General features: G+C 62.8%; 8 protein-coding genes. 7 read left to right on the forward strand and 1 reads right to left on the reverse strand.

Annotated features, from left to right (window positions below; genetic code table 11):
- Positions 1 to 343: 343 nt before the first annotated feature.
- A complete protein-coding gene (locus tag TZ03_RS25075) occupies positions 344 to 1,987 on the reverse strand; it encodes an acetolactate synthase large subunit (RefSeq protein ID WP_051101075.1) in 1,644 nt (547 codons plus the stop codon).
- Positions 1,988 to 2,172: 185 nt separating this feature from the next.
- Between TZ03_RS25075 and TZ03_RS25080 the strand changes: the two genes are divergently transcribed.
- The 7 genes from TZ03_RS25080 to TZ03_RS25110 all read left to right on the forward strand — a co-directional run bounded on the left by TZ03_RS25080 (position 2,173) and on the right by TZ03_RS25110 (position 11,179).
- The gene (locus TZ03_RS25080) at positions 2,173 to 3,054 is read left to right on the forward strand and encodes a LysR family transcriptional regulator (protein ID WP_051101076.1); all 882 of its coding nucleotides are present in this window, start codon (positions 2,173 to 2,175) and stop codon (positions 3,052 to 3,054) included.
- A gap of 247 nt (positions 3,055 to 3,301) precedes the next feature.
- Positions 3,302 to 4,486 (forward strand): MFS transporter, encoded by a 1,185-nt coding sequence (locus TZ03_RS25085; protein WP_051101077.1) that lies wholly within the window; start codon positions 3,302 to 3,304, stop codon positions 4,484 to 4,486.
- Between the two features lie 436 nt (positions 4,487 to 4,922).
- Positions 4,923 to 5,885, forward strand: coding sequence for a LysR substrate-binding domain-containing protein (locus tag TZ03_RS25090; RefSeq protein ID WP_051101078.1), 963 nt, complete (start codon positions 4,923 to 4,925; stop codon positions 5,883 to 5,885).
- A 102-nt stretch (positions 5,886 to 5,987) separates the two neighbouring features.
- Positions 5,988 to 7,244: an aromatic ring-hydroxylating oxygenase subunit alpha gene (locus TZ03_RS25095; RefSeq protein WP_051101079.1), complete on the forward strand. Its 1,257-nt coding sequence runs from the start codon at positions 5,988 to 5,990 to the stop codon at positions 7,242 to 7,244.
- A gap of 5 nt (positions 7,245 to 7,249) precedes the next feature.
- Entirely contained in the window at positions 7,250 to 8,374 is a 1,125-nt protein-coding gene (locus TZ03_RS25100; protein ID WP_051101080.1) for a hybrid-cluster NAD(P)-dependent oxidoreductase, read from the forward strand.
- A gap of 120 nt (positions 8,375 to 8,494) precedes the next feature.
- A complete protein-coding gene (locus tag TZ03_RS25105) occupies positions 8,495 to 10,126 on the forward strand; it encodes a BCCT family transporter (RefSeq protein ID WP_051101081.1) in 1,632 nt (543 codons plus the stop codon).
- Positions 10,127 to 10,213: 87 nt separating this feature from the next.
- The gene (locus TZ03_RS25110) at positions 10,214 to 11,179 is read left to right on the forward strand and encodes an endonuclease (RefSeq protein WP_051101082.1); all 966 of its coding nucleotides are present in this window, start codon (positions 10,214 to 10,216) and stop codon (positions 11,177 to 11,179) included.
- The last annotated feature ends 318 nt before the right edge of the window (positions 11,180 to 11,497 follow it).

Raw genomic sequence — 11,497 nt, forward strand, 5'->3', positions numbered from 1 at the left:
CACAGGCCTCACTGGCCCGAAACAAACGTAGGAGCGAGCGCCAGCTCGCGATGCGCCGCGCGGGCGGCGCTCGATCTCACAGGCGCTGAAGAGGCAGTGGCGAGCACCTGGCAACCCTGATGCCCTTGCCAGAAACCATAGAGTCTCCCACAGGTACCGCGCATAACTCAGGAGTTGCGCGATCTGGGAGCAACTGTCTTGTATTGCCTGGACTGGCCTCATCGCCGGCAAGCCACACACAGACACTGCACAGGCCCTGAGGCTGATGCGGTCCATGTGGGAGCTGGCTTGCCTGCGATGGGCTGCGCAGCAGCCCCGGCGACAGTGGCGTTGATGCTGAAATCTACACCGCCAGCGCGCGCTCGCGCAGCTCGCTGTTGAGGATGCGGTCGTTCTCGCTGTAATCGACCGGGCAGTCGATCACGTGCACGCCTGGGGTCTTGATGCAGTGCTCGAGCAGCGGCAGGAAGGCTTCGGCGCTTTCCACACGGTGGCCATTGGCACCGTAGGCTTCGGCGTATTTGACGAAGTCCGGGTTGCCGTAGTCCAGGCCGAAATCGGTGAAGCCCATGTTGGCCTGCTTCCAGCGAATCATGCCGTAGCCATCGTCACGCAGGATCACCACGGTGATGTGCATGCCGAGGCGCACCGCGGTTTCCAGCTCCTGGCTGTTCATCATGAAGCCGCCGTCGCCGCATACCGAGATCACGGGGCGGTCCGGGTGCACCAGGTGCGCGGCCATGGCCGATGGCAGGCCGGCACCCATGGTCGCCAGGGCGTTGTCCAGCAGCACGGTGTTCGGCTTGTGCGCCTTGTAGTTACGGGCGAACCAGATCTTGTAGATGCCGTTGTCCAGGGCAACGATGCCTTCGGACGGCAGCACGCGACGGATATCGGCGACCAGGCGCTGCGGGTAGACCGGGAAGCGGCCATCGTCGGCACCTTCGGCGATCTGGGCTTCGTTGGCTTCACGGATCGCCATCAGGCGGGTGAAGTCCCAGTGCGAAGTGTCGGTCAGCGCTTCGCTGATCTGCCATACGGCGTTGGCGATGTCACCGATCACTTCCACCTGCGGGAAGTAAACCGCATCGACTTCAGCGGAGCGGAAGTTGATGTGGATGACTTCGGTGCCGCCACGGACCATGAAGAACGGCGGCTTCTCGATCACGTCATGGCCGATGTTGACGATCAGGTCGGCAGCTTCGATGGCACGGTGCACGAAGTCACCCGACGACAGCGCGGCGTTGCCCAGGAAGCGCGGGTGGCGCTCGTCGACCACACCTTTACCCATCTGCGTGGTGATGAACGGGATACCGGTCTTGTCGATCAGCTGCTTGAGGACCTTGGCGGTCATCTTGCGGTTGGCGCCGGCACCGATCACCAGGATCGGGTTGCGGGCGTTCTGCAATTTCTGCACGGCGGCTTCGATGGCCACGTGTTCGGCCAACGGACGGCGGTGCAGGCTTGGCGGGATCGGCAGTGCATCAGTCTGCTCGGCCGCGATGTCTTCCGGCAGCTCCAGGTGCACGGCGCCAGGCTTTTCTTCTTCGGCCAGGCGGAAGGCTTCGCGCATACGGGCCGGGATGTTGTCGGCCGAGGCGAACTGGTGGGTGTACTTGGTGATGGGGTCCATCATGCCGCACACGTCAATGATCTGGAAGCGGCCCTGCTTGGACTTCTTGATCGGCTTCTGGCCGGTGATCATCATCATCGGCATGCCGCCGAGGTAGGCGTAGGCGCTGGCGGTAACCAGGTTGGTCGCACCCGGGCCAAGGGTCGACAGGCTGACGCCGGTCTTGCCGGTCAGGCGGCCGTAGGTGGCAGCCATGAAACCTGCGGACTGCTCGTGACGGGTCAGTACCAGCTTGATCTTCGACTTGCGCAGGGATTCCAGCAGGTCGAGGTTTTCCTCACCGGGAATGCCGAATACATACTCGACACCTTCGTTTTCCAGGCATTGCACAACGACATCGGCGGCCTTGGCCATTTGGGGTACTACCTCAAAATCTTCGTGGGATTGCAGATTTATTAAGCTGCGTGACTGAGATGTTGCAGGATGTCTCAGTGGCGCGCATCGTAGGCCCTCTGGTTAATAATAATAAATATATTGTTATGATGCTTAGCATCACAGTTAGTTATGAATGCCGCTCGCATGAAAGGTAGCACCCCACCATGAACCTCAAGGCATTGCGCTGCTGCGTCGAGATCGTCCGGCAGGGCAGCTTCACCAAGGCTGCGCAGCACCTGCACATTGCCCAGCCGGCGCTGAGCATGGCCGTGACCCGGCTGGAAGAAGAATTGGGCGTCACCCTGTTCAACCGCACCACGCGCAAAGTCATCCTCACGGCAGAGGGCGAACAGTTCTTGCCGCGCATTGCCTCTGCCCTGCGCGAGATGGATGTCGCCCGGCAAGAACTGCGCGACATGGCTGACCTGAAACGCGGTGAAGTGCGCCTGGGGATCCCGCCCATGTTCGGCCTGCACTACGTACCCGGTTTGATGAACGCCTTCCGCCAGTTGTACCCGGGCATTGCCATGACCGTGTTCGAAGGCAGTGCCGAGGACATCGGCCAGCGCCTGGAGCAACGGGAAATCGACCTGGCGCTGCTGGAGTCCAGGCGCGTGCCCCCCGACAAGGAATCGATCCTGCTGGGCAGCGACGAGATGCTGGCGTGCATGCACCCCGACCATCCCTATGCCGGCAAGGCCTTCCTTACCGCCGAGGACCTGCGCAATACCGACATGGTGGTATTCGACCGCACCTTCGTGCAACGCCACATGCTGGACGCGTTCTTCGCCGAACACGGCATCACTTACCAGGTGGCGCTGCAGAGCAACTTCGTTTCGCTGGTGGTCCAGGCCGCGCTGGACAACATGGGGGTGGCGACCCTGCTGCGCTCGGTGCAGCAGCGCACGCCGGGTATCGTCGGTGTGCCGTTCCGGCCGGCGCAGCTGATGAGCTTCCGGTTGTGCTGGCGCTCGGGGGAATACCTGTCGCTGGCCAGCAAACGCTTCATCGACTTTGCCGCACAGACCCATTACCTGGAGCGCTGAGGCCAGCCTGTACCGGCCCTTGCGCAGCTAAAGCTCCCACCTGCGCAAGGCTTGATGGCCGCGCAAAGCCTGTGGGAGCGGGCGTGCCCGCGAAGCAAACGCCACGATGGATGGCACGGGCTCCGCCCGTGTTCGCGGGCGAGCCCGCTCCCACATGGACCGCGCAAACTGTTTAGATTTTGAGGAAGACAACAGATTGACTATGATCCCGCGTTGAACGTTTCAGCATGTTTCAATAAGGATCCAGATGTCAGTTCAGGAACACCCTCCTCTCCCTAGCAAAGGCACCGTCGCGAAGATGGAGGCCGCCATGGCGCTGGGCAGCTTTGCCATTGGCACCGGCGAGTTCGCCATCATGGGCCTGATGCCCGACATCGCCAGCAACTTGCACTTGAGCGAGCCCCAAGTAGGCCATGCCATCAGCGCCTATGCCCTGGGGGTGATGGTCGGCGCCCCGACACTGGCGATTCTCGGCGCCCGGCTGCTGCGCAAACACATGCTGCTGTTACTGATGGCGCTATATGCCCTTGGCAACCTGGCCACCGCCTTCGCGCCCTCGTTCGGCGGCCTGGTCGCCTTCCGCTTCATCAGCGGCCTGCCCCATGGTGCTTACTTCGGCATCGCAGCGGTGGTGGCGTCAAGCATGGTGGCGAGCAACCAACGAGCAGGTGCCGTGGCACGGGTGATGATGGGCTTGACCCTGGCCATGTTGCTCGGCAACCCGGTCGCCACCCTGCTTGGGCAGTACTTCGGCTGGCGCTCGGCGTTCGTGCTGGTTGGCGCGATAGCGCTGTGCACCATCGCCCTGGTCTGGCGCTTCGTGCCCCAGCGCCACGACGAAGTGCGCAGCGACCCGCGCAAGGAACTGCGGGCCTTCACCCTCCCCCAGGTATGGATGGCGCTGGCCATCGCCTCGATCGGTTTTGCCGGGATGTTCTGCGTGTTCAGCTACCTGGCACCGACCATGCTGCAGGTGACCCAGGTGTCGCCGCAGTGGATTCCGTTCGGTCTGGCGGCGTTCGGTATGGGCGGTATCGTCGGCAACATCGCTGGCGGCAAACTGTTCGATCGCCTGCAGTTCCGCGCCGTAGGGCTGGTCCTGGTGTGGTCGATTGCCGTGCTGCTGTTCTTCACCTTCGCCGCACAGGCGCTGTGGAGCCTGCTGCTGGGTATCGGCCTGGTCGGTACCATGATTGCCCTGGCGGCGCCGCTGCAGATCCGCCTGATGGACATTGCCCATGAAGCGCCGAGCCTGGCCGCGGCATCGAACCATGCGGCGTTCAACCTGGCCAACGCGCTGGGCCCGTGGCTGGGCGGCATGGCGATTAGCGCAGGCATGGGCTGGACCAGCACCGGCTATATCGGCGCGACCACGGCGCTGGTTGGCCTTGGCATCTACTTGGTAGCGCGACGGATGAAAGGCGGCCATTGAGGCCAGCTTTTGGGGCTGCTGCGCAGCCCCTTCGCGACGCAAGGCCGCTCCCACAGGTACTCTGCAGATTTCGGGCACACGCAATACCTGTGGGAGCGGCTTTAGCCGCGAACACCGGCGCAGCCGGTGCCAGCCACCGCGTTGGATTCTTCGCGGCGGTTCGTCCCTCGACACGCCCGCTCCCACAGAGGCCGCGTCGCGCTTACGAATTGAGCTCACTGCGCGACAGCGCAGCCCCTAGGGCTGTGTGATCTCCCACAGGGATTGCATACCACTCGAAGCCTTCTATTAATTGTCATATTTGTAATATCCCACTGAACGGCAACTGTGCATCATGAAATAACTCAGCCCGTTCCAAAGCAGTTACTACTCCCACAATAACAATACCCGGCAGGTCGATTTACTCTTCCTGTCCTAAAACCGTGTCTGGAATAAAATGACAACCCAAACAGGCGCTGCCCAACAAAAAGGTTATCGACGAATCATCCCGTCGATGACTGCCTTGCTGCAATTCGAAGCCGTGGCCCGGCTAAACAGCTTTACCCAGGCGGCCATTGAACTGGGTGTCACCCAGGCAGCGGTCAGCAAGCAGATCAAAGCCCTTGAGGAAAACCTCGGGGCGCTGCTGTTTCATCGCTCGCACCGCAGCATCCACCTGACCGACGGCGGCGAGATTCTGTTCGCCAGCATCTCCGAATCGCTGCAGCGGGTAGCCAGCGCATTCGACCAGATCACCCACATCAGCCAGCACCAAGAGATCGTACTGGGCTCCACGGCCCCCTTCTCACAACTGCGTATCATGCCCCGCCTGAACGCCTTGGCCGACGCCCTGCCGCAAGTGCAACTGCGCCTGGCCACACAGATGTTCACCGGCGATTTGCGCAAGCGCGACTACGATCTGGACGTGCGCTACGGCAGCGGTCAGTGGGAGGACGGCGAAGCTATCCTGTTGTTCGAAGAAGAAATTTACCCTGTCTGCGCACCGGCCTGGCTGGCCCGTAACAGCATACCCGGCACACTTGAAGAACTGGCAGGCGCCGGCTTGCTGGATGCCGACTCCACCTCCGAGGGCTGGGTCGACTGGCCCGGCTGGTTCCGCGAGCTGGGCCTGGCCCGGGCAGCGCCGCGATATAACCTGCGCTGCAGTCTGTACACCGATGCCATCAATGCCGCGCTGGCCGGGTACGGCATTGCCCTTGGCTGGGGCCGGCTGGTGGAGCACCTGCTGAGCTCAGGGGCACTGGTACGGCTGCAACCCTTCACCGTACACACCCGGGAGTCCTATTACATGGTCGTACCGCATGGTCGGCCAGCACTGACACACACCCGTGCAATCGCCCAGTGGCTGCAAAGCCCAGCGCCTGCTCCCGACACCCCATTCCTGCATAACCTCAAGTAATGTGAGTTGGAAAATTAAGCGCATTGACGCGTTTTCTGGGCACTTCAATAATTCGCCGCACATGGCTTGATCAGTTAAAAATAAAAGTGCCTGAGGACAATAATGAGCAGCTCACTTTATAAATCCCATCGCGAACTTGTCGATGCGCGCCAACCAGGCTTCGGCATGCCCGGTGAGTTGTACAGCCGCCAAGATATCTTCGATACCGACATGGATATCTTCTTCAACAAACACTGGATACAGGTGGCCGTTACTGCCGATGTCGACGAGCCCGGTGATGTGTTTACCGTGGATATCGGCAAAGCCTCGGTACTGATCCTGCGCGACGATGACGAACAGATCCGCGCCTATCGCAACGTCTGCCGCCACCGCGGCGCACGCCTGAAAGAGCCCGGCAAGTCCACCGTCGGCATGCTGGTATGCCCCTACCACCAGTGGACCTACGACCTCGATGGCAGCCTCAAGCACGCCAGCCACATGGGCAAGGGCTTCGATCCCAAGTGCCGCAGCCTGATCCCGGTGCACTGCAAGGTCATCGGCGCTCATGTGCTGGTGTGCCTCAGCGACAACCCTCCGGACGACATCAACGACCTTGAAGAGGTCATGGGGCCGCGTTTCGCACCGTTCGACCTGACCAACACCCGTATCGCCTACGAACTCGACTACATCGAGAACGGCAACTGGAAGCTGGTGATGGAAAACAACCGTGAGTGCTACCACTGTGCGGGCACTCACCCGGAACTGATCGTCTCGTACCAGTCCGAAGACCTGGGTGTCAGCCTGGAAGAAATGAGCGACGACGCCCGCGCTTCCTACGACGCCTACCAGGTGCGCAAAGCCGGTATCGAGGCCGACTGGGCCAGCGCCGGCCTGCTGTACGAGACCGTCGAACACCTGCAGGACAGCTCACCGACGCAGTTCCGCACCCAGCGCATGATCATCGCCGGCAGTGGCGAGTCGCAAACCCTCGACACCAAGGTGGCCAGCAGCAAGCTGCTGGGCAACCTGACCCGCCGCGACCTTGGCGATACCCACCTGTGGGGCAACAACGCCTGGGCCCACGTGATGAGCGACCACGCCATGATCAGCTGGATCATCCCGCTGTCACCGGAACGCACCCTGGTACGTACCAAATGGCTGGTGCACCGTGACGCGGTGGAAGGCGTGGATTACGACCTGCAGCGCCTGACCGAAGTGTGGGTGGCCACCACCCAGCAGGATGCAGCACTGGTCGCCATCACCCACAGCGGCACCCAGGACCCCGCCTTCGTGCCGGGCCCTTATTCCACCTTCACCGAGCCGTACGTCGACCAGTTCGCCCGCTGGTACACCTCGCGTCTCACCGCGCACGGGGTTTGAAGGCCATGACTGCATTGCACGATATTGCCGGCCTGCGCGCCGACCAGCGCTTCACCGACAGCGACCACTGGGCCAGCCATGGCGCACAATGGGCCAGCGGCGAAAGCCGGCGCATCGAATGCCTGAGCGTGGTGGATGAAACCCACGACGTGAAGACCTTCACCTTTCACAGCCCGCACTACCACGCCCTGGCCTACGAGCCCGGGCAGTTCCTGACTGTGTCGCCGATCATTGGCGGGGCCAGCGTGTCGCGCTGCTATACCCTGTCTTCCACGCCAACCCGGCCGTTCACTTTTTCAATCACGGTCAAGCGGGTACCGGGCGGCACGGTGTCCAACTGGCTGCACGACAACCTGCGCGCGGGTCACGCCCTGGCTGCCTCTGGCCCGGCCGGGGTATTCACCCCGGTGGCCGGCCCGGCGCGCAAGTTGCTGTACCTGTCGGCCGGCTCCGGGGTCACCCCGCTGATGGCCATGACCCGTGCCGCCGCCGACCTGCATGCAGGCCTGGATATCGTCTTCGTGCACAGCGCCCGCACGCCGAACGACATCATCTTCCGAGAGGAACTGGCCCAACTGGAACGTCGCATGCCACAGATGCGTACCCTGTTCTTCTGCGAAAGCCTGGGTGACGAGCCCGACTGGAACGGCCCGCTTGGACGCCTGTCGCTGGCGGCGCTGCAAAGCGAAATCCCCGACTTCAAGGAGCGCACTGTGTTCACCTGCGGCCCCAAGGGTTACATGGATGCCACCAAGGCGCTGCTGGCCGGTGCCGGTTTCGACCTGGCCCGCTACCACCAGGAAAGCTTCGACATCAGCGCCGAAGCCGAACCTGCGCCCGCCCCGGCTAACCCAAGCCAGGCGCAGGACACCTTCACGGTGCGCCTGGCCCGCTCAGGCAAGACCTTCACCATGCGCGCCGACCAGACCGTGCTGGCCGCCGCCAAGCTGGCCGGCGCCGTGGTGCCTTCATCTTGCAGCCAAGGGGTTTGCGGTACCTGCAAGAGCGCGCTGCTGGAGGGCAGCGTGGAGATGAAGCACAACGGCGGCATCCGCCAGCGTGAAATCGATAAGGGCCTGCGGCTGCTGTGCTGCAGCCGCCCGACCTCGGACCTGGTGGTCGACCTTTGACAGACGACAAGGGCGCTTGAAGTTCAGGCGCCCTTTTTTCCATTTGCTCTCCCCTCAACCTGCAACGCCGCCAGGCAGGTGCATCCGCGCCTGCTTGCCAGAATAAAAAGGATATAGCCGATGCGTGCAAGACAGGGCCTGTTCAAAGGCCTCAACCCTATCGTGACCGTTGGGTCGCTTTCCATCGTCGTGGCCTTCGTGGTGCTCTGCGCCTCTTACGGCGACCAGGCCGCCGGGGTATTCAAGGCCGCCTCCGACGCTATCCTCGACCACCTGAAATGGTTCTACCTGGCGCTGGTCAGCGGCATCCTCGGGGTGCTGGTGTTCATCGCTTTCAGCCGCTTCGGCACCTTGAAACTCGGGCGTGCCGACGAAAAACCGGAATTCAGCTTCGCTGCCTGGATCGCCATGCTGTTCAGCGCCGGCATGGGCGTGGGGCTGATCTTCTGGTCGGTGGCCGAACCGGTATTGCACTATGCCAGCAACCCGTTCACCCCAGGGCTGACCGACCAGGCCGCCTCCATGGCCATGCGCATCACCCTGCTGCACTGGGGCCTGCACCCTTGGGCGATCTTCACCGTGATCGGCCTGGGCCTGGCCTACTTCGCCTACCGTGAAGGTCTGCCCCTGGCATTGCGCTCGATCCTCTACCCACTGATCGGCAACCGCATCTACGGGCCGATCGGGCATGCCGTGGACATCATCGGCGGCGCGGTCACCGCCTTTGGCGTGTCGCAGTCGCTGGGCCTGGGTGTGGAGCAGATCAACATGGGCATGCACCAGGTGTTCGGCACCCCGGTTACCCTATCGTTCAAGCTGAGCATCATCGCCGTGGTCACGGTGATCGCCTCGGTGTCGCTGGTGGCCGGCGTGTCGCGCGGCATGAAGCGCCTGTCGACGCTGAACATGTGGATTTCCCTGGGGCTGATGCTGGTGGTGCTGGGCCTGGGCCCGACCAACTACATCATGAACCTGCTGTTCGAGTCGGCCGGTGACTACGCACAGAACATCATCGGCATGAGCTTCTGGACCGACGCCCAGGCCGACAGCGCCTGGCAGAAGAGCTGGACCGCCTTCTACTGGCCGTGGTGGATGACCTGGGGCCCGTTCGTGGGGCTGTTCATTGCGCGCATCTCCCGTGGCCGCACCATCCGCGAACTGGTGTTCGGCGCACTGCTGGTACCGACGCTGGTGACGATCCTGTGGATGGCGGTGTTTGGCGGCTCTGCGCTGAAGGATGAGCAACAAGCCCGCCAGGCCTACCAACAGTTGCCGGTCGCCGAACAGGCTGCAGCCGGCCCGTTCCAGGGTGGCCCGGTGCTGGAGGCCACGCGCAAGGAAACCACCACGGCGATGTTCACCCTGCTCGACCGCCTGGACGGGCCGACCTTGGGTGCGGTACTGAGCGTGGTCATCTGCCTGTTGCTGGCCGTGCACTTCGTGACTGCCGCCGATGCGGGGACGCAGGTGTTGTGCATGCTCAACTCACTGGGCAGCATCGACCCGCCGCACTGGATACGGGTGCTTTGGTGTGTGCTGGAGGGAGCTATCGCTGCCAGCCTGGTGATTGCCGGTGGGTTGCTGGCGATCCAGATGGCCAGCATCGTGGTCGGGTTGCCGATTGCGTTCTATATGCTGCTGACGGGGTATAGCCTGATGCGTAGCCTGTTCGCCAGTGAAGTAGTGATTGCCCAAGAGGTGCCGGTGAGCGTGGGCGTGGAGCATGCCCGTGCCAGCGGGGAAATGGCTTAGATAGTCGGGGCCGCTTTGCGGCCCAATCGCGACACAAGGCCGCTCCCATAGGTACAATGCGCGCCCCAATCTGAATATGTTTTTCCCATGAAATCACTGCTTTACGCCATAACCTTATTGTTTTCCTTTACCCTCCCGGCTCTGGCAAACCCGCCGGCAACCTTCACCGAGGCCAAGGTGGTGGCCAAGCAAAAGGTGTACATGGACCAGGCCAGCAGTGCCATGGGCGAGCTGTACTGTGGTTGCAAATGGACCTGGGTGGGCAAGTCTGGCGGGCGTATCGATGCCGCCTCGTGCGGTTACCAGACGCGCAAGCAGCAGAACCGCGCCGAGCGCACCGAGTGGGAACACATCGTGCCCGCCTACACCTTCGGCAACCAGCGCCAGTGCTGGAAGAACGGTGGCCGCGAGCATTGCGTGGACAACGACCCGGTGTTCCGCGCCATGGAGGCCAACCTGTTCAACCTGTACCCGGCCGTGGGCGAGGTCAACGGCGACCGCAGCAACTTCAACTACGCCATGGTGGCCGGCAAGGCCGGCGAATATGGCCAGTGCACCACCAAGGTCGATTTCGCCCAGCGCGCCGCCGAGCCGCGTGACGAAGTCAAAGGCCTGGTAGCCCGCACCACGTTCTACATGTACGACCGCTACCAGCTGAACATGTCGCGCCAGCAGCAACAGCTGCTGATGGCCTGGGACAAGCAGCACCCGGTATCGGCCTGGGAGAAAGAGCGCGACCGGCGCATTGCCGCCATCATGGGCCATGCCAACCCGTTCGTGAGCGGCGAGCGCAAGTGGACGGCCGGCTACAAGCCGGTTGGCGCTGGCGTGGTGCAAGCGTTACCGCCGAAGGCCGCCAGACCAGAGCCCAAGCCAAGCCTGGCCAGTGCCGAGACGGTGGGGGCCGTGCTTGGCAACCGCAACAGCCACGTCTACCACCTTTCCGTTGGCTGCCCGGGCTACAACCAGGTTGCAGCGAAGAACCGGGTCAGCTTCGCCACCGAGGGCGAGGCCCAGGCGGCGGGTTATCGCAAGGCGGGTAATTGCCGGTAACGCTGCATTGCAACGGGGCTGCTGTGCAGCCCATCGCCGGCAAGCCAGCTCCCACCTCGACCGCATAGGCCTCAAACCCTGTGCAGCACCTGTGGGAGCCGGCTTGCCAGCGATGAGGCCAGTCCAGGCAATACAAGACAGTTGCTCCCACAGGGCTGCGCAAGGCTCAGGTTTGCAGTGATCCTGTGGGAGATTCTATGGTTTCTGGCAAGGGCATCAGGGTTGCCAGGTGCTCGCCGCGGCATCTTCAGCGCGTGTGAGACCGAGCGCCGCCCGCGCGGCGCATCGCGAGCTGGCGCTCGCTCCTACGTTTGTTTC

The organism is Pseudomonas sp. 10-1B, from assembly GCF_000935045.1.
GTDB lineage: Bacteria > Pseudomonadota > Gammaproteobacteria > Pseudomonadales > Pseudomonadaceae > Aquipseudomonas.

Bases quoted from the DNA above. Each gene is read 5' to 3' on its own strand.
- TZ03_RS25080 (WP_051101076.1), top strand. From the start codon at position 2,173: ATGAACCTCAAGGCATTGCGCTGCTGCGTCGAGATCGTCCGGCAGGGC.
- TZ03_RS25105 (WP_051101081.1), top strand. From the start codon at position 8,495: ATGCGTGCAAGACAGGGCCTGTTCAAAGGCCTCAACCCTATCGTGACC.
- TZ03_RS25090 (WP_051101078.1), top strand. From the start codon at position 4,923: ATGACAACCCAAACAGGCGCTGCCCAACAAAAAGGTTATCGACGAATC.
- TZ03_RS25075 (WP_051101075.1), bottom strand. From the start codon at position 1,987: ATGGCCAAGGCCGCCGATGTCGTTGTGCAATGCCTGGAAAACGAAGGT.
- TZ03_RS25095 (WP_051101079.1), top strand. From the start codon at position 5,988: ATGAGCAGCTCACTTTATAAATCCCATCGCGAACTTGTCGATGCGCGC.
- TZ03_RS25100 (WP_051101080.1), top strand. From the start codon at position 7,250: ATGACTGCATTGCACGATATTGCCGGCCTGCGCGCCGACCAGCGCTTC.
- TZ03_RS25085 (WP_051101077.1), top strand. From the start codon at position 3,302: ATGTCAGTTCAGGAACACCCTCCTCTCCCTAGCAAAGGCACCGTCGCG.
- TZ03_RS25110 (WP_051101082.1), top strand. From the start codon at position 10,214: ATGAAATCACTGCTTTACGCCATAACCTTATTGTTTTCCTTTACCCTC.